Below are 18,866 nucleotides of genomic sequence, written 5' to 3' on the forward strand. Positions count from 1 at the left end.
AATCCGGTTCCTTGATGAAGATACGCGCCACTAACCTCGTGATCGGGACGGCGACGCTCGCGATCCTCGCGGTGGCCTTTTTCGGCATTCTGGGCGTGCGCAAATACCGCGCCGTCTCACAGGAAACGCGGATGCGCATCGTGTTCGAGGGCGGTTCGGCCAGCGGCCTGCGCCGGGGCGGCAGCGTCAATTTTGACGGCGTTCAGGTCGGCGAAGTGCTTTCGCTCCGGCTCGACACCCCACGCAAGGTTGTTGCCGAAGTCCGGGTCGACAGGAGCGCGCCGATCCGCAAGGACACGGTCGCGGGCCTCGAGTTTCAGGGGCTTACCGGCATTGCCGCCATATCGCTGATCGGCGGCGAGTCTCCCGATCCGCCGGCACCGTCCGGCAAAGACGGCATACCGACGCTGGTCGCGGACTTAAGCGAACTTCATTCCATGCGCGATACCCTGCACAACGTCGACCGCATCCTTGTCGACAACCGGACGACCATCAAGGATGGGCTACTGAGTTTCGAGACCTACACTGCTTCGCTCGCCGGCAGCGGCGATGCCATCGACCAGGCGCTAGCCAAGGCTAATGCGGCCTTCGCAGGCTTCGACGGCGCCATCGCGCGCATCGACAATCTCTTGCCCGGTTTTACCGATGGAAAAGCCGACGAGTTGTTCGAGAAGATGCAGGCGATCCGCGAATTTGCGCAAACGTTTGACAAGAAGTCGTCTGTTGTGATGGAAGAAGCGCGCCAAACGCTTGTCGATGTCAGCGAGGGCGCCAACAAGATCACGGCAAAGTTCAATCCGCAGGCCGTAGCTCCCGCGCGGCCGCCGCGCCGGCAAGCCCCGCAGCGCTAGCTCGTCACGCCGGCGGCCCCGGCGACTTGGGAAAAGTTCCGATTGCGGAACGATGGGTACCCAACCTGAACCGTAGCGAAAAAATTTTTGAATTTAACGGGAACGAATATTGCCTTGCCGAATTGTTTCACTCGGCTCAAATCTTTCGATCTATCGTATTGTAATATCTAATGTATTCCACTTGCTTTGCGGCTGTCTGCACGATTTGATCGTGTCAAAACCGACTCGTAAGCGCGCAGGTTTGGCGGCGCGTTATCGGCTTCTTCGAGGGGAAATTTATGGGTGAACTCGGTTCGGTCGGTCCGTCTTCGCGTCGTCGTACCAAAATCAAGCCCTACACCAATGGAAAACCTGATCCGTCGCAGGAATTGCTGCAGGCCCTGCAGGCAATGCGCAGCGGCGACTTTTCAGTGCGCATGACCGGCGATCATCTCGGCATCGACGGCAAGATCGCGGACACCTTCAACGAGATCGTCGCCGCCAATCAGCGAATGGCGCAACAACTCGAGCGCGTCGGCCAGGTGGTGGGGCGCGAAGGCAAGACCCGCCAGCGCGTCAAGTTCGGTCTTGCCAGCGGCTCGTGGGCCGACATGGAAGGTTCGGTCAACACGTTGATCGATGACTTGCTGTGGCCAACCCGCGAAGTGACACGCGCGGTCGCCGCCGTGGCGCAAGGCGACCTCCTGCAAACGGTGAAGCTCGACGTCGATGGCCGCCCCCTCGGCGGCGAATTCCTGCAGTCGGCGACGCTCGTCAACACGATGATCAAACAGCTTTCCGTGTTCACCTCCGAAGTGACGCGCGTGGCGCGCGAAGTCGGCACCGAAGGCAAGCTTGGCGGCCAGGCGCAGGTGCCGGAAGTGACCGGTGTGTGGAAAGACCTGACCGAGAGCGTCAACTCGATGGCCAACAACCTGACGGGCCAGGTCCGCAACATCGCCGAGGTCACGATCGCGGTCGCCAACGGCGACTTGTCCAAGAAGATCACCGTCGACGTGCGCGGCGAAATCCTGCAGCTGAAGGAAGCCATCAACACGATGGTGGACCAGCTGCGCTCCTTCGCTTCGGAAGTGACGCGCGTCGCTCGCGAAGTCGGCACCGACGGCAAGCTCGGCGGCCAGGCCATCGTGCCGGGCGTCGCTGGCACCTGGAAGGACCTCACCGACTCCGTGAACGCGATGTGCGGCAACCTGACTGCGCAAGTTCGTAACATCGCCAACGTCACCACGGCGGTGGCGCGCGGCGACCTGTCGCGCAAGATCACGGTGGACGTGCGCGGCGAAATTCTCGAGCTGAAAGACACCATCAACACCATGGTGGACCAGCTCAACTCGTTCGCGTCGGAAGTGACGCGCGTCGCGCGCGAGGTCGGCACCGAAGGCAAGCTCGGCGGTCAGGCCCAGGTGCCGGGCGTCGCCGGCACATGGAAGGACCTCACCGACAACGTCAACTTCATGGCCTCGAACCTGACCGCTCAGGTTCGTAACATCGCCGACGTCGCCACCGCGATCGCCGGCGGCGACCTCTCCAAGAAGATCACCGTGAACGTGTCAGGCGAAATCCTTCAGCTCAAGGAAACGCTCAACACCATGGTCGACCAGCTCAACGCCTTCGCCGGCGAAGTGACGCGTGTGGCGCGCGAGGTCGGCACCGAAGGCCGGCTTGGCGGTCAGGCCAACGTGCTCGGCGTCGCCGGCACATGGAAGGACCTCACCGAAAGCGTCAACTCCATGGCGGGCAACCTGACCGCTCAGGTCCGCAACATCGCCGACGTGACCACCGCTGTGGCGAACGGCGACTTGTCGAAGAAGATCACGGTCGACGTCCGCGGCGAAATTCTTGAGCTCAAGGACACCATCAACACCATGGTTGACCAGCTCAATGCCTTCGCCGGCGAAGTGACGCGCGTGGCGCGCGAGGTCGGCACCGAAGGCAAGCTCGGCGGTCAGGCCAATGTGCGCGGCGTCGCCGGCACCTGGAAGGACCTCACCGACTCCGTCAACTCGATGGCCTCCAACCTGACCGGCCAGGTGCGCAACATCGCCGAAGTCGCAACTGCGGTGGCGAAGGGCGACCTGTCGAAGAAGATCACCGTGAACGTGTCGGGCGAAATCCTTCAGCTGAAGGAAACGCTCAACACCATGGTCGACCAGCTCAACGCCTTCGCCGGCGAAGTGACGCGCGTGGCGCGCGAAGTCGGCACCGACGGCAAGCTCGGCGGTCAGGCGCAAGTGACGGGTGTCGCCGGCACATGGAAGGACTTGACCGACTCGGTCAACTCCATGGCCGGCAACCTGACCGCGCAAGTCCGCAACATCGCCGAAGTCGCGACCGCAATCGCCGGCGGCGACTTGTCGCGCAAGATCACGGTCGACGTGCGCGGCGAAATCCTGCAGCTCAAGGAAACGCTGAATACCATGGTCGACCAGCTCAACCGCTTTGCCGGTGAGGTGACGCGCGTGGCGCGCGAGGTCGGCACCGAAGGCCGCCTCGGCGGCCAGGCCAACGTGCCGGGCGTCGCCGGCACGTGGAAAGACCTGACCGACAGCGTCAACTCGATGGCGGGCAACCTGACGGCGCAGGTCCGCAACATCGCCGAAGTCACGACAGCCGTGGCGCGCGGCGACTTGTCGCGCAAGATCACGGTGGACGTGAAGGGCGAAATTCTCGAACTGAAGAACACCATCAACACGATGGTGGACCAGCTCAACGCTTTCGCCTCTGAAGTGACGCGCGTGGCGCGCGAAGTCGGCACCGAAGGCAAGCTCGGCGGCCAGGCCGAAGTGCCGGAAGTGGCCGGCACCTGGAAAGACCTCACCGACAACGTCAACTTCATGGCGTCGAACCTGACCGCACAGGTGCGCAACATCGCCGAGGTCGCAACCGCGATCGCCGGCGGCGACCTGTCAAAGAAGATCACGGTGGACGTGCGCGGCGAAATTCTGCTGCTCAAGGAAACCTTGAACACGATGGTGGAGCAGCTTCGCTCCTTCGCCGCCGAAGTGACGCGCGTCGCGCGCGAAGTCGGCACCGAAGGCCGGTTGGGCGGTCAGGCCGTGGTGCCCGGCGTCGGCGGCACCTGGAAGGATCTGACCGACAACGTCAACCTGCTCGCCGCGAACCTCACCACGCAGGTCCGCAACATTGCCGAAGTGACGACCGCCGTCGCCCGCGGCGACTTGTCGCGCAAGATCACCGTGGACGTGAAGGGCGAAATTCTCGAGCTCAAGAACACCATCAATACCATGGTGGATCAGCTCAACGCGTTCGCCGGCGAAGTGACGCGCGTCGCCCGCGAAGTCGGCACCGAAGGCAAGCTCGGCGGACAGGCGCAGGTGCCCGGCGTCGCCGGCACGTGGAAGGACCTCACCGACACCGTGAACTTCATGGCCGCCAACCTGACCGAGCAGGTGCGCGGCATCGTCAAGGTGGTGACCGCGGTCGCCAACGGCGACCTGAAGCAGAACCTGACGATGAAATCGAAGGGCGAGGTCGCGGCGCTCGCCGATACCATCAACAACATGACCGAGACGCTCGCGACCTTTGCCGATCAGGTGACCAGCGTGGCGCGCGAAGTCGGCGTGGAAGGCCGTCTCGGCGGTCAGGCCAACGTGCCCGGCGCGGCCGGCACGTGGAAGGACCTGACCGGCAACGTCAATCTGCTCGCGGCCAACCTGACCTCGCAGGTGCGCGCGATCGCGGAAGTGGCGACCGCGGTCACCAAGGGCGACCTGACCCGTTCGATCCAGGTCGATGCGAGAGGCGAAGTCTCGGAGTTGAAAGACAACATCAACACGATGATCACCAACCTCCGCCTCACGACGGATCTCAACACCGAACAGGACTGGCTGAAGACCAACCTCGCCCGCTTCACCAACATGCTGCAAGGCCAGCGCGACCTGACGACAGTCGGCCGGCTGCTCCTCACCGAGCTGACGCCGCTGGTCAATGCGCATCGCGGCGTGATCTATCAGGTGCAGTACGAAGACAGCCCGCAACTGCACTTGCTTTCGGCCTATGCCAGCGACGGCGCCAGTCCGCACCAGCAGGTGATCCAGATCGGCGACGGCCTGATCGGGCAATGCGCGCTGGACAAGCGGCAACGGCTGGTATCCGACATTCCCGAAGACACGATCCCGATCAATTCGGCGCTGCTGCGCGTGACGCCGAAGAACCTCGTGGTGCTTCCGGTGTTGTTCGAAACCCAGGTCAAGGCCGTCATCGAACTTGCTTCTGTTACGGCCTTCACGACTTCGCAGATGACCTTCCTCGAGCAGCTCACTGACTCGATCGGCATCGTGCTGAACAGCATCGAGGCCACGATGCAAACCGAAGGCCTCTTGATGCAGTCGCAGCAGCTTGCCGGCGAATTGCAAACCCAGCAAAAGGAATTGCAGCAGACCAACGACCAACTCGAGCAGAAGGCACAGCAGCTCGCCGAGCGCAACGTCGAGGTGGAGGCGAAGAACCAGGAAATCGAACAGGCCCGCCGTGCGCTGGAAGAAAAGGCGACCGAACTCTCGCTGACGTCCAAGTACAAGTCGGAATTCCTGGCCAACATGTCCCACGAGCTGCGGACGCCGCTCAACAGCATCCTGATCCTGGGTCAGCAGCTGACAGAAAACCCCGACGGAAACCTGACGCCCAAGCAGGTCGAATTCGCGCGCACCATCCACGGCGCAGGTACCGACCTGTTGAACCTGATCAGCGACATTCTCGACCTTTCGAAGATCGAATCCGGCACGGTGACGGTCGAAGCCGAAGATATCCTGATCACCAACCTGCTGGAGACCGTCGGACGGCCGTTCCGGCACGAAGCGGACAACCGCGAGCTGACGTTCGATGTTGCGATCGATCCCCATCTCGGTCGCAGCATTTCGACCGATTCGAAACGGCTGCAGCAGGTCCTGAAGAACCTGCTCTCCAACGCTTTCAAGTTCACCGCCGAAGGCGGTGTTCGCTTGAGCGTCTCCGCGGCGCTCGGCGGCTGGAGCGCCGAGCACCCCGTGCTCAATCATTCGCCGGCGGTGGTCGCCTTTGAAGTGTCCGACACCGGCATCGGCATTCCGCAGGACAAGCAGAAGCTGATCTTCGAAGCCTTCCAGCAGGCCGATGCCGGCACCAGCCGGAAATACGGCGGCACCGGCCTTGGCCTTGCCATCAGCCGCGAACTGGCAAGCCTGCTCGGCGGCGAAATCCACCTGCAAAGCACGCCTGGCAAAGGCAGCGTGTTCACGCTCTATCTACCGCTGAAATATTCCGGACCGACGATCGCGCCGCGCATCATCGCGTCCTCGCAAGTGGCGCAGCATGGCCTCACACCGGCAATGCCGGCCGTCACGCAGGAGCGCGTCACCGAAGCGCTGCCGGACGACCGGTTGAGCCTCGAGCCCGGCGAAACGATCCTTTTGATCGTCGAGGACGATCCGCACTACGCGCGCGTGCTGGTCGATCTCGCGCGCGACAAGGGTTTCAAGGTCCTGGTCGCGGCAAGGGGCTCCGAAGCCCTCGACCTCGCCAAGCAGTACCAACCGACCGCGATCTCGCTCGACGTTTTCCTGCCCGATATGCTCGGCTGGACGGTACTGAGCCAGCTCAAACACAATCCGCTGACGCGGCACATTCCGGTGCAGATCATTACGCTCGACGAAGACCGCCAGCACGCGCTCGCGCGTGGCGCGTTCTCCTTCGTCAACAAGCCGACGACCACCGAAGGCGTCGCCGCAGCGCTCTCCCAGATCAAGGAATACGCCAAACCCCGGCGCAAACGGCTGTTGATCGTCGAGGACAACGCGGCCGAACAGATGAGCATCAAGGAGCTGCTCGGCCACGATGATATCGAGATCGTCACCGCCGACACCGGCGCGAGCGCGCTTACGACGCTGCGGGATCGTCCCTGCGACTGCGTCGTGCTCGATCTCCGCCTGCCCGACATGAGCGGCTTCGAGGTGCTGGACTCGATCCGAAAGGACGACTCCCTGTCGGATGTTCCGGTGGTGGTCTTCACTGGCCGCGAGCTTTCGGTCGAGGAAGACGCCGAGCTCCACACCATGGCGCGCAGCATCGTGGTGAAGGGCGTCGAATCGCCCGAGCGCCTGCTCGACGAAACTTCGCTGTTCCTGCACCGCGTGATCACGGAACTGCCGATCGAAAAGCAGCGCATGCTCGAAAAGCTCAACAGTTCCGACGAGGATCTGGTGGGCCGCACGGCGCTCCTGGTCGACGACGATGCCCGCAACATCTTTGCACTGTCGAGCGTTCTGGAACGCCGTGGCATGAAAGTGCTCACCGCTACGACCGGCAGCGAGGCGGTGACGCTGGTCGGCTCCAATCCGGAAATCGCCGTCGTTCTAATGGACATCATGATGCCGCAGATGGACGGTTATCAGACCATCGGCGTCATCCGGGCGAACCCGGCATTCCGCAGGCTCCCCATTATCGCCCTGACAGCAAAGGCGATGAAAGGAGACCGGGAGAAATGCCTCGAGGCCGGCGCATCCGACTATCTCGCAAAGCCGGTCAACACCGAGCAATTGCTGCTCGCGATCCGAATGTGGCTGCATCGCTGATTCAAGCCGTGGACGCTGAATGATGGACCAGGAACAGGTAGACATTCTTCTGGTTGACGATCAGCCGGCCAAGCTCTTGGCCTATGAGGTCATCCTCAAGGAACTCGGCGAAAACCTCGTCGTGGCGACGTCGGGGCGCGAGGCGCTCGAATATCTCCTCAAGAACGAAGTCGCCGTGATTCTGGTCGACGTCTGCATGCCCGAACTCGACGGGTTTGAGCTGGCGGCCATGATCCGCGAACATCCCCGCTTCCAGAAGACGGCGATGATTTTCATCTCGGCCATCCAGGTTTCCGATCTGGATCGGCTGCGCGGCTACGAAATGGGCGCGGTGGATTATGTGCCGGTGCCGGTCGTGCCTGAGGTGCTGCGCGCGAAGATCCGCGTCTTTGTCGATCTCTATCGCAAGACGCGGCAGCTCGAGCGTTTCAACGCCGAGCTTGAAGACCGCGTTCGTGCCCGGACCAGGGAACTGGAATATTCCAACGCGCGGCTGCTCGAGAGCGAGCAACGGCGCAGCCTCGCGCTGGCCGCGGGCCGAATGGGTTCGTGGGACTGGGACTGGGGCAACGGCGACTGGATGTGGGATGAGGGCCAGTTCCGGATTTTCGGCGTCGATCCCGAAGGCTTCACGGTGACGCCGGAGAATATACGGGCGCTGCTGCACCCCGAGGATATTCACCAGTTACGCAAGGCAATCGTCCAGTTTGACAAGGGCGCCAAATCCCACGAGACCGAATTCCGCATCGTTCGTCCCGATGGCGAAATTCGCTGGCTGTTCGGCACGGCGGCCGCCACCACCGACAAGACCGGCCGCGTCATCCGCCTCAGCGGCGTTACCGTCGACATCACGGAACGCAAGCGAGCCGAAGAGCGGCAAAACCTGCTCACCCGCGAGGTCGACCATCGCGCCAAGAATGCGCTGGCGCTGGCGCAGTCGATCGTGCGCCTGACACGCGGCGAAAGCGCCAAGTCCTACATGCAGGCTGTTGAAGGCCGCATCGGCGCATTGGCGCGCGTCCACACCATCCTGTCCTTGTCGAGCTGGCAGGGCGCCGAGATCACCAAACTGGTCGACGAAGAACTCGCACCATATCTCGTGAACGACCAGATCGTGTTTGGCGGATCGAACGTCCAGTTGCAGCCGGCGACGGCCCAGACGCTCGCCATGGTGCTGCATGAGCTGGTCACGAACTCGGCCAAATACGGAGCGCTTTCCACGCTGACGGGGCGGCTCGCGATCAATTGGAGAATCGAGGCGGAGATTCTCAAAATCCTTTGGGAAGAGCGCGAAGGCCCGCCGGTCGTCGAGCCGGTATCGCGCGGCTTTGGCACACGAAGCGTGATTGCCTCGATCGAATCCCAGCTCGGCGGCCAAGCCGAATTCGACTGGCGTCCCGAAGGGTTGATCTGCCGGCTCTCGGTCCCGCTAAAGCCGCCTGCCGCATCCCGGCAGACCAGCTATCGTCAGCCCGCGGGCTTTGCTGACGCCGAAATCCAGAAGGTCGCCAGCCAGTAAATATCCGAGCGCGGAGCAAAAGAACCTCCGCGCATTTCTGACAATCTCCGCGTTTGCCGCAGCCCGGGATCGCCCGAGGACTGGCGCGAGGCCGCCCGCCATGTTAGCGGCTTCCCTGTCTTGTGGGGGTGCTGGATAAAACAATGTTTGAAGCAGTGATCTGGGATTTCGGCGGCGTGCTGACGTCCTCGCCCTTTGAGGCATTCGCCCGTTTCGAGGCCGAACGCGGCCTGCCCGCCGATATCATTCGACGCACCAACACCGTCAACCATCTCGAGAATGCCTGGGCGAAGTTCGAACGCGCCGAGGTGGACATCGAGACCTTCGACAGATTGTTTGCGCAGGAATCGCTGGCCCTGGGCGCCGAGGTCCGGGGCAAGGATATCCTGCCGCTGCTTGCCGGCGACCTGAGGCCCGAAATGGTCGAGGCGCTGCGGCGCATCAGGGCCAAATTCAAGACCGGCTGTATCACCAACAACCTTCCGGCGAATGCGATCGGCAGCGCTGGCGGACGAACACTCTACATCGCCGAGGTAATGGCGCTGTTCGATCATGTGATCGAATCGGCCAAGATAGGCTTGCGAAAGCCCGACTCGAAAATCTATCGCATGATGGTGGACGCGCTCTCGGTCGACCCGGCGGCTTGCATCTATCTCGACGATCTCGGCGTCAACCTGAAACCGGCGCGCGAGATGGGCATGACGACGATCAAGGTGGTCAGCGCCAGGCAGGCGCTCGCCGAACTGGAAGCAGCGACCGGACTTTCGTTGCGGTAAACCTCCGCCGCCACAAGCAGCATGACCCTCATCCTGAGGAGCGCGTTTGCGCGCGTCTCGAAGGATGTAGGCCCATCTGGGGTGCTCATGGTTCGAGACGCCGCTTTGCGGCTCCTCACCATGAGAGTTACGGCTTAAGCGTCGATCGCGGCCTTGATTTTCTTTCGTGTCAACGGCAGATCGCGCAGGCGCTTGCCCGTGGCGTCGGCAATCGCATTGGCGACCGATGCCGCGGCCGGCCCCTGCCCGGTTTCACCACTGCCGAGGAACGGCAGGCCCGGGCGGTTGATGATGTGGACGTCGATCCTGTCCGGCACCGCATCGAAGCGCAGGATCGGATAGGTTTGCCAGTCGATGCTGGTGATCCGCGTTTCGTCGAAGCTGACGGCTTCATAAAGCGTCCAGCTCGTCGACTGAACGATGGCGCCTTCGACCTGATTGATCAGCCCGTCGGGATTGACGACCTGGCCGCTGTCGACGGCCGCCACCGCGCGCACCAGGCGCGCACGTCCGGTCTCGCGATTGACTTCCACCTCGCTTGCGATGGCGCAGTAGGCGGCGAGATTCTTGTAGCGCGCAAAGGCAAAGCCATAGCCGCGTCCCTCGGGCGCCTTTTGTCCCTTCTGCCAGCCGAACTCCTTCGCGGCCTTCTCGACGACTTCGCGCGCACGGGAATCGTCAAGGTGTTTCAGGCGGAATTCGACCGGATCGGCGCCGGCGAGTTCGGCAAGCTCGCTCATGAAGCTTTCGATCGAAAACACGTTGTGGTAGGCGCCAAGCGCGCGCATCGCCGAAATCCTGACCGGCATCGACGGGATGAAGTGATGCACGATATGCGCGTTCGGGAATTTGTAGATCGGGATCGCGTTGCGGTCGCCGCCGCCTTCCGGCAGCGGCAGCGGCTTCGGCGCCGGTATGGCAAGAGGATCCGCCATCAACTGGGCGGCCAGCATGCAGCCGCCGCCGCCAGGGCGCATCGAATGCGTGTTGCTCCAGACCTCGAAATTCCATGACGCGATCGCGCCGCTCGCATCAAGCGAGGCCTTGAGTTTGGTGACCATCGCCGGGCCGTAGGGCTCCCAACCGTGCTCCTGTTCGCGCATCCATTGCACGCGCACCGCCGTCCCCGGCAATTCACGCGCGATCAAGGCGGCGTCGGCCGCCGCATCGTCGGCGCCGTTATGGCCGTAGCAACCCGAGCCTTCGACGTGAATCAAATGGACCTTCGCCGGCGGCACGCGCAGCATTTCGGCAATACCGGCGCGATCGGGATAGACGCCTTGCGTGTGCGTCCAAACCGTCATCGTGTCGCCGGTCAGTTGCGCCACGGCGCAAGACGGACCGATCGAACCGTGCGACTGATAGGGGCGCGTATAAGCGACCTCCAGCGTCTTTTGCCCTGCTGTGGTCGGATCGCCCTGCTGGAAAATGACGGAATCCTTCGACGGCAAGCCAGTGATCATGCGCGGCAGATCATTCTGGTTCGGCAGCCGCGCTTTTTCGGTCCACTTTGCGGCCAGAGACAACGCCCGCATCGCCTTGATCGCCTGAAACTCCTTTTGCGCGACGACAGCCAGAAAATTGCCGTTGCGAACGACCTTGACCACGCCCGGCAATTTTTCGACCGAAGCCGCATCGCAGTCCCTCAATTCGGCGCCGTAGCTCGGTGGACGAACGAGGCGCGCATGCAGCATACCCGCCAATCGCATGTCCTGGACGTAAGCCTCACCGCCAGTGACCTTGGCCGGAATATCGACGCGGGGCACCGGTTGCCCCATGATCTTGTAGGCCGCGGGATCTTTCAGGTTCGACGTGGCCTGCGCTTCGACATGCAACATGTCGCTCGCGGCAAGATCGCCGTAGGCAAGCTGACGGCCATCGGGTGCGACCACTTTGCCGTTTTCGGTTTGAAGGCTTTCCGCAGGTATATCGAAACGTCGCGCGGCTTCCGCGACCAGAAGCGCGCGCACCTGCGCCGCTGCATGCTGGATCGCCGTACCGCTATCCTGCATCGAGTGGCTGCCGGCGGTGTAACCCTCGTTGGCGGTGCGGCCGGTATCGGCGGTGACGACCTTGACAGCCTCGAATGGAACATCGAGCTCTTCGGCGGCAATCTGCTGAAATGCGGTCTTGAATCCCTGGCCGAGCTCAGCCTTGCCGGTAAAGGCCGTGATGCCACTGGCATCGATGCGGATCCACGCATCGAGATACGGCGTTTTTTCGAGGCTGCCTGGAGGTTTTGGAGCAGTAGATGCGGCTTGTTCCTGCGCGAAGGCAACGGGGAGCTGGAAGCTGACGATCAACGCTCCGCCACCGGCCAGGACCTGACGGCGATCGAGTGTCACGGGACCGTTCATTGGTTGCCTCCCTGCGTCGTCAGTTCGGCGGTATCCATCAGATGCGCGGCGCGGTGCACGGCGCGGAGAATGCGCATATGGGTGCCGCAGCGGCAGAGATTGGTCTGTAGTTCGCTGCGGATCTGCGCATCGGTCGGCTTGGGATTCCGCTGCAGCAAAGCCTGCGCGCGCATCATCATTCCAGCGATGCAGTAGCCGCATTGCGCGGCCTGTTCTTCCATGAAGGCGCGCTGGATCGGCGCGGGCTTCTCGACCGTGCCCAAACCCTCCAGCGTCGTCACCTCCTTGCCCTTCAAGAGAAGCAGCGGCGTGACACAGGACAACACGGCCTTGCCGTCGACGATCACCGTGCACGCGCCGCACTGGCCGAGACCGCAGCCGAACTTGGCGGCATTGAGCTTGAGTTCGTCGCGCAGCACGTAAAGCAGCGGCGTATCGGGGTCGGCATCGATCTCGTGATCGTGACCGTTGACCTTCAATGTCGTCATCACTTGTCTCCCGATGAAGTCTGGAGAGATACGGTTTCGCTGCGCCTCGCATCGCGGACGACCTGCTCGACGCCGGCCCAGGCCGGCTCCTTGCTGAAGCGCCCGCGGAGATAGGTCAGCAAGGCGGCAATCTGTTCGTCGGTCATGCTGTTGGCAAAACCCGGCATGATGGGGCTCTGTTCCCCGCTGACGGGGCGAATGCCCGACAATATGACGTTGGCGGCGTTGCGCGGATCCGGCGCGCTTAGCGCCGTGCTGAGGCGAAGGTTGATGCCGCTATAGGGCAGCGGCCGATTTGATTCATGACAAGTTGCGCAGGCAGCCTGATAGATCGACGCGCCAGGCGTATCGGCCGCGACCGGCTGAACCGAGGGCGGTTTGGCTTCGCCACGCGACGGGGCGCCGAACACGCTTGCCATATAGAAGGCGATCGCGCGAACGTCGCTTTCCGGCACCGACGACAGGTTGGCGGTCACCTCAGCCATCGGGCCTCGGGCTACGCCGTGATCGGCATCCCAGCCATAACGCAGGTAGTGGAACAACGCCTCGGCGGTCCACGGCGTCGGCGAATGCGATTGCGCGTTGATGGCATAGGCATGCCAGTTGTCGACATCGGCGCCGGAAAACGCGGCGCTTGCCTTCTCTGCACCGAGCGCGTTGCGCGGCGTATGGCAGGCGCCGCAATGCGCCAGGCCATCGACCAGATAGGCGCCGCGATTCCACTCGACGCTTTGTGTACTGTCGGCCTTGTAGGTCCCGCCCTTGAGGAAAAGCAGTTTCCAGCCTGCGACAACAAAGCGGTGATTGAACGGGAAGGAAAGGTCGTTGGGATGATCAGGCGCGCGAACGGGAGAGCGCGTCATCAGGAAAGCATAGAGCGCGCGGTCGTCCTCATCGGTAACATTGGTAAAGTGGTCGTACGGAAAGGTCGGATAAAGATGATGTCCGCCGCGATCGACGCCTCTGCGCATGGCGCGTTGAAAGGCCGCCTCCGACCAGCGGCCAATTCCCGTCTCCGGATCGGGCGTGATGTTCGAGGAATAGACCGCGCCGAACGGGGTGGGCACCGGCAGACCGCCGGCGAAGGCTTGGCCGCCCGGGGTCGTATGGCAATCGCTGCAATTGCCGATGGCCGCGAGATCGCGGCCTCTTTTGACAAGTGCGGGGTCGAAGGATTTCGGCGCGGGAGGCTCGATTGCCTCGATCGTAGGCCACCAGGCGACCGCGAAGGCTGCGATCGCGCCGCCTGTCAGCGCCGCGATGATGATCCCCCCGACGATTGCTGGCTTTGACATGATTCCCAAGCTCTTGTGGCTTTGGGAGCATTGCTAGCACAAAAGCGGCAACCGCGTCCAAGCACCGACAAGGCTTGCTTTTGGCCAGCAAACCTGACGAGTTTGACGCTTTTCACATCGAGAAATCTCGGGATCTGCCGTCTATTGCTTGATGATTTCCGGCGCCGGCGCTGCCGCAGAAAATGCGCGTTCAAAAACCTCCAGATCGGCGCTCGGCAAGTCGCCCACCGCGACGTAGGTGAAATTGCCATCGCTCCAGCTTCGAACATTGTAGCCGGCGATTGTCTGATCGGGCACGGACTGGCCAGGACGCAGTGTCGTGAGGCTGACGGTATGCGCGGCGTGCTTGTAGACGATCGTGGCCACCGGACGGTTGCCGATCACGTCGACCCGGCCGCCGAGCAGGGTGAAGCCCTGTGCCGAAAGGTCCGGCACCTGGGGCGATTCCGGCAGCCGCGAGGTGAACCACGGTTTGACGGTGTGACGGTCGGAGGACGCGATATCGAACGGCTGCGGCGCCAGCAGCCCGCGGATATGACCGGAGACCACCTCGTTGGCGATCGTGTCGCTTTGGCCAAAGTGGTCGATGGTTTTCAGCACGGATCCGGAGATGACCGCGCCAAACACCGCCGACGCCGCCAGCGCCTGGAGCGACCAGCTGCGACGGCGCAGAACGGTGACGTTGCTGGCTCTGTTCGCGCGCGCGGTGCCGGCCTGCTCCGCGTTCGCCTGCTCGGCATTCAGCCCGGCCTGGATGCGCGCTTGTAGATCGGAGGGCACCTCTGCCAACGGCAGCGAACGGACGGCCTGCCGCAACGCCAGCAGGCGCGAATAGCGGGCCTTGAGCGCTTCATCGCTCGAAAGCCGACGCTCGAATTCGTTCACCGCAGTCGCGTCGAGCTCGCCGTCGCAGTAAGCGGTCAACAGCAATTCGTCGTTGTCTCGTAAGGATGCGATCATAATTATTTCTGCTCCCCGAGAAGCGTCATCAGGAGCTGCCTTCCTCGCGACAGTCGGGACATGACCGTGCCGATCGGAACGTTGGTGACCTCGGCAATATCGCGATAATTCATCTGATTGATTTCCCGCAAAACGATTACTTCACGAAACTGTGTCGGTAATTGCGCGAGAGCCTTCTGGATCTCCTCGGCATCCGCCTTGAGAAGCGCAGCCTCCTCCGGTGTTTCTATTTTCGCGCCGTGAAGGCCCTCATATTCAATTCCCTGCTGCTCGGCAGCATTGAGATCCTCAATATACGTGACCGTTTTTGGCCTGTTCTTTGTCAGCCAGGTCAGAGCGGTGTTGCGCACGATGGTCAGGGACCATGCGCGGGCGTTCACGGCTCCGAAACTCTTGATGCCCCGAAACGCCCTTATCGCGGCTTCCTGAACGATGTCGTCGGCATCCGATGCATTGCCGGCAAGCCACTGCGCGAGGCGATAAGCCTCTGGCAAGTACGGCAGGAAGACTTCGTCAAACGCGCTTCGTTCGTCCTTGTTCTGCACTACGGCGACCGATATTTGCTGCTGGCTCGGCAGGTGAACTGAGCCTTCCAGCCGGTCTTTTAGCATGTCGCTTTTGGGTTCGGTACACCGGAAACCCGTCCGGTGTACCGATAACGTTGTTGTCATGCCCTGCTCACCATGACGTCATCACTTCACGACGATCTTTCCTTGCATGTGCGGATGCAGCCCGCAGAAGTAACTAAAGGTGCCGGCACTGGCGAACGTGAATGAGTAGGCATCGTCAGTGTCGAGCGCCTTGGAGCGGAAAGCCTTGTTGCCGTCGACCACGCTGTGCGGGATGTCGTCGTGATTGACCCACTTCACCGTTGTGCCGACCGCCACAGTCAACTCGGGCGGCGTGAAGGTGAAGTTGTCGATCGTAATCGTGTTGGCGTCCGTATTGGCAGCTTTGGCTTCCTGCGCCGAAACGGTTCCGAACGCCAGCAACGCGCCGACGACGGGACCCAGGAGCATCGCAACGGCCGTGGCGCGACCGGGAGTGAATCGCGCCACGGCGAGGCACAGGCGGCTTACTGAACTACGCATGGAAATCCTATTGGTTAGCCGGCCAGCGTCTTGTCGACGAAAGCGAGCGGCTTGTTGCCTTGCATGACGGTGACCGTGGACAGTCCGAGCTTGCTGCGAAGCTGATCGGCTGGAACGACCATCGGCCCCGGCGAAGGCGCCGTGCCGGGAGCCGGCTGCGGGAACGCCGTCGACAGCGCCGTATGGAAGGTCATGTTGCCTTCGACCTTCTGGGCGAGCTGATGGATGTGGCCGTTGAGAACGGTGACGGAGCCGAACCGCTTGAGCAGATCGAGCGCGCGCTGGCCGTCTTCGGTGCCCCAGCCCCACTCCTTGTAGAGGACGTAGAGCGGGATGTGGGAGAACACGACGATCGGCGTGGAGGCTGACTTGTCCTTCAGGTCCGCCTCGAGCCAGGCGAGTTGCTCGGCGCCGAGATTGCCAAGGCCGCCGCCTTTCAGGTCGACGACGTTGACCAGACCGATGAAGTGGATCCCGTGATCGTCATATGAATACCAGCCGGCGCCCTTGGCGCCCTTGCCGTAGCGCTCGAGATAGGCCTTGCCGCGTTCCTCGTCGATGATGTCGTGCTCGCCGGGCACCCAGTGCATCTGGACGCCGGTCTCGCCGAATACCTTGTCGGCATTGTCGAACTCTGCCGGCTTGGAAAGATGGGTGATATCACCGGTATGGATGATGAAGGACGGCTTGGCCGGCATCGCCTTCACCTTCGCGACCGCCTCACGCAGCGTGGCGAGCGCATCAGGGTTCGCGGCCTTGTCGAAGCCGATATGGCTGTCGCTCATTTGCAGGAAGGTAAAGCCGGTGGTCTGTTCGGCAGCGGCCGCTTCACCGATCAGCCCGATCGAATGAGGAACACCGCCGCTGACGGTCCAGAGCACGCCCGTTCCCGCCCAGACCATACATTCCAGGACTTCGCGGCGACCCAATCCCTTTTCCTGATCGTCAGGGCCCTTCTTAGCCATGTCATTCTCCCTATGGAGCCCGGTGGCTCCAGATGGCGCAGGATTGCGCCGTACGAGAAAGACTCAGGGCTATCGCCGTTTATTCCTGACCCTTGGCGCGGCCGGCACGTGGCCTCCGGCAACGACAATCATGGTTTACGGGATTTTGCATCAAGGCGATCGGGATCGGCCGCGCGTCAGATCAACGGGCAAAAAGAAAGAGGGAGCGGAAATTCCGCTCCCTCTCGATCACTTGGACTTGAACCAGGTCTTCGGGTTCTAGCTCAGAACTGGTAGCGGAGACCAATGCCCGGGTCGAAGGTCGACACGTGGTCATGCACAGCGGCGCCGGCGAGGGTGCCGTTGTTGGTCGACAGCATGAAGCCGTTGGCAGCGCCACCGAACTTCTGGTTCCAGGCCACGCCAGCATACATATCGACGTGACGGGCGAAGCGCCAGTCGATCGCGACGCTGATCATGTCCTGACCGCCGGCGCAGTTGCCGAGCGATGCGCTGTTGGCGGCGCAAGCAGCCTGCTGAGCGGCAGTGCCAGTCGTCGGGCCACCCGGAACGTTGGCAAACGCGTTGTTGCCAAGTGCGCCCGGACCAGCGCCAGCAGTGAAGAACCCGAACCGCTGGCCGTAGTAAGCACCAGCGATATCCAGGGTCGGGGTGATCGCATACTTCACACCAACCCAGAAGATGTTCAGATTCTTGCTCTCGAGGTAGTTGTTGTTGTTGACGAACGCCAGGTTATAGCCACCCGCGAGGAAGGCATTCGGAGCCAGCGGGCTGTTCGGATTCTCGTACTGGACGTGCTCGTAACCGCCGTACAGTTTCCAGGGACCGATCGTGTAACGAGCGGCGATCTGGAACACGGTGTTGTCGGAGACCGTACCCGACATACAGCCGAGCGAGCAACCGATCGCTCCCCCGAACGCATTGCCGAGGCCCGTCGCCTGGTTGGTGGTCAGTGTGGCAAACTGCGCACTGCTCAGAGTCGTTCCGATAGAGACCGCGTCGTAGACCTTGCCGCCGACGAAGTCCATCGACAGACCCATGTAATCGAAGCCGATGTTGCCTTCGAACGCGTTGTTGGTGCCGCTGTTGCCGCCGTTACGCAGCTGCGCTTCAGCAGCCAACCGCACCGGACCGACGTTCAAACGATACTCATACGAGTTGTCGTAGATGCGGTTTTCGGTGTCGCCAGCGCCGCCGGATGCACCTTCGAAGGTGAGCAGCGACCAGGCGTTCGAACCAGACAGCGCGTCATAGTTGCCGACGAGGTCCGAGCTCAGCGCCGACTGACGGCCCATGGTGAAGGTACCGTAGGTCGGCGAACTGACACCGAAGTAGGCCGCGTTGTTGAACATCACGCCGGCCTTCGACGAATCGCCGTAGGAGTTGGCAAACCCGCCGCCGAGCTGCGGCGACTGGCCGAGGCCGTTGTTCTGAGCGATCGCACCGACGCCGTTGGCGTTCACACCAGAGGCCGGGTTGAACAGGGTCTGCAAGTTGAAGACGGCGTACAGATTGTCGCCGATCTCCTGCTTGCCGCGCAGACCGATGAACGAGGTGCTCATCTGGTTGGCAGCAACGCCGAAGAACGAACCGTAGGACGCCTTTTCAACCATGAACTGGTTCGCGCCGGCAGCAAACGCGCCAGCAAACGGGCTGCCGTGCTGCTGGTAGTTGATGCCCATGTCGAAGTTGCCGTAGACGCAAATGCCCTTGATGCAGATGTCGTCGTTCTCCGGCGGGCGAGCCTTGACCGCTGCCTTGTAGGGCAGGTCGGCAGCCATCGCGTCGACCGGGCTGATAGTCGGCACGGCCTTCTGAGCCTCAAGCGACTTCTGCCGCTTCTCGAGATCGGCAAGACGCTTGGTCATCGCCGCGTTCTGTTCACGAAGTTGCTTGGCCTGAGCCTGGATATCCCCCAGCTCGTCGGCGTGAGCCGACGCAGCGAAGGCCAGGACGGCTGCTGCTGAGATAAAAGTCCTTTTCACGTAAGGTCCC

General features: G+C 62.3%; 12 protein-coding genes. 4 read left to right on the forward strand and 8 right to left on the reverse strand.

Annotated features, from left to right (window positions below):
* The first annotated feature begins 14 nt into the window (after positions 1–14).
* The 4 genes from VFB05_RS14405 (at position 15) to VFB05_RS14420 (ending at position 9,715) form a co-directional block, all read left to right on the forward strand.
* Positions 15–851, forward strand: coding sequence for an MlaD family protein (locus VFB05_RS14405; RefSeq protein WP_325013394.1), 837 nt, complete (start codon positions 15–17; stop codon positions 849–851).
* Between the two features lie 278 nt (positions 852–1,129).
* Positions 1,130–7,420, forward strand: coding sequence for a HAMP domain-containing protein (locus tag VFB05_RS14410; RefSeq protein WP_349256094.1), 6,291 nt, complete (start codon positions 1,130–1,132; stop codon positions 7,418–7,420).
* Between the two features lie 22 nt (positions 7,421–7,442).
* The gene (locus VFB05_RS14415) at positions 7,443–8,939 is read left to right on the forward strand and encodes an HWE histidine kinase domain-containing protein (protein ID WP_325013408.1); all 1,497 of its coding nucleotides are present in this window, start codon (positions 7,443–7,445) and stop codon (positions 8,937–8,939) included.
* 143 nt (positions 8,940–9,082) lie between these two features.
* A complete protein-coding gene (locus VFB05_RS14420; RefSeq protein WP_325013395.1) occupies positions 9,083–9,715 on the forward strand; it encodes an HAD-IA family hydrolase in 633 nt (210 codons plus the stop codon).
* Between the two features lie 134 nt (positions 9,716–9,849).
* On the opposite strand, the gene VFB05_RS14425 is transcribed toward VFB05_RS14420, so the two are convergent.
* From VFB05_RS14425 to VFB05_RS14460, 8 genes are all read right to left on the reverse strand, one after another.
* A complete protein-coding gene (locus tag VFB05_RS14425; protein ID WP_325013396.1) occupies positions 9,850–12,072 on the reverse strand; it encodes a xanthine dehydrogenase family protein molybdopterin-binding subunit in 2,223 nt (740 codons plus the stop codon).
* Positions 12,069–12,560, reverse strand: a complete 492-nt coding sequence (locus VFB05_RS14430) for a (2Fe-2S)-binding protein (RefSeq protein WP_325013397.1) — start codon at positions 12,558–12,560, stop codon at positions 12,069–12,071. Before VFB05_RS14430 ends, VFB05_RS14425 begins: the two co-directional genes overlap by 4 nt.
* Positions 12,560–13,855 (reverse strand): cytochrome c, encoded by a 1,296-nt coding sequence (locus VFB05_RS14435; protein ID WP_325013398.1) that lies wholly within the window; start codon positions 13,853–13,855, stop codon positions 12,560–12,562. The genes VFB05_RS14430 and VFB05_RS14435 overlap by 1 nt, the downstream gene beginning before the upstream one ends.
* Before the next feature lie 141 nt (positions 13,856–13,996).
* Positions 13,997–14,815, reverse strand: coding sequence for an anti-sigma factor (locus VFB05_RS14440; protein ID WP_325013399.1), 819 nt, complete (start codon positions 14,813–14,815; stop codon positions 13,997–13,999).
* A 2-nt stretch (positions 14,816–14,817) separates the two neighbouring features.
* Positions 14,818–15,486, reverse strand: a complete 669-nt coding sequence (locus VFB05_RS14445; RefSeq protein ID WP_325013400.1) for a sigma-70 family RNA polymerase sigma factor — start codon at positions 15,484–15,486, stop codon at positions 14,818–14,820.
* Positions 15,487–15,507: 21 nt separating this feature from the next.
* Positions 15,508–15,834, reverse strand: a complete 327-nt coding sequence (locus VFB05_RS14450) for a cupredoxin domain-containing protein (RefSeq protein ID WP_414643201.1) — start codon at positions 15,832–15,834, stop codon at positions 15,508–15,510.
* A gap of 86 nt (positions 15,835–15,920) precedes the next feature.
* Positions 15,921–16,871 carry a metallophosphoesterase family protein gene (locus VFB05_RS14455; RefSeq protein WP_325013402.1) on the reverse strand — a complete coding sequence of 317 codons (951 nt, stop codon included), beginning with the start codon at positions 16,869–16,871 and terminating at the stop codon, positions 15,921–15,923.
* 263 nt (positions 16,872–17,134) lie between these two features.
* Positions 17,135–18,866: porin (locus tag VFB05_RS14460; RefSeq protein ID WP_325013403.1), on the reverse strand; the 1,732-nt coding region annotated here is incomplete at its 5' end.

The sequence above is a fragment of the Bradyrhizobium sp. genome (assembly GCF_035652035.1).
Lineage (GTDB): Bacteria > Pseudomonadota > Alphaproteobacteria > Rhizobiales > Xanthobacteraceae > Bradyrhizobium.

Bases quoted from the DNA above. Each gene is read 5' to 3' on its own strand.
- VFB05_RS14405 (WP_325013394.1), top strand. From the start codon at position 15: ATGAAGATACGCGCCACTAACCTCGTGATCGGGACGGCGACGCTCGCG.
- VFB05_RS14410 (WP_349256094.1), top strand. From the start codon at position 1,130: ATGGGTGAACTCGGTTCGGTCGGTCCGTCTTCGCGTCGTCGTACCAAA.
- VFB05_RS14415 (WP_325013408.1), top strand. From the start codon at position 7,443: ATGGACCAGGAACAGGTAGACATTCTTCTGGTTGACGATCAGCCGGCC.
- VFB05_RS14420 (WP_325013395.1), top strand. From the start codon at position 9,083: ATGTTTGAAGCAGTGATCTGGGATTTCGGCGGCGTGCTGACGTCCTCG.
- VFB05_RS14425 (WP_325013396.1), bottom strand. From the start codon at position 12,072: ATGAACGGTCCCGTGACACTCGATCGCCGTCAGGTCCTGGCCGGTGGC.
- VFB05_RS14430 (WP_325013397.1), bottom strand. From the start codon at position 12,560: ATGACGACATTGAAGGTCAACGGTCACGATCACGAGATCGATGCCGAC.
- VFB05_RS14435 (WP_325013398.1), bottom strand. From the start codon at position 13,855: ATGTCAAAGCCAGCAATCGTCGGGGGGATCATCATCGCGGCGCTGACA.
- VFB05_RS14440 (WP_325013399.1), bottom strand. From the start codon at position 14,815: ATGATCGCATCCTTACGAGACAACGACGAATTGCTGTTGACCGCTTAC.
- VFB05_RS14445 (WP_325013400.1), bottom strand. From the start codon at position 15,486: ATGACAACAACGTTATCGGTACACCGGACGGGTTTCCGGTGTACCGAA.
- VFB05_RS14450 (WP_414643201.1), bottom strand. From the start codon at position 15,834: ATGCTCCTGGGTCCCGTCGTCGGCGCGTTGCTGGCGTTCGGAACCGTT.
- VFB05_RS14455 (WP_325013402.1), bottom strand. From the start codon at position 16,871: ATGGCTAAGAAGGGCCCTGACGATCAGGAAAAGGGATTGGGTCGCCGC.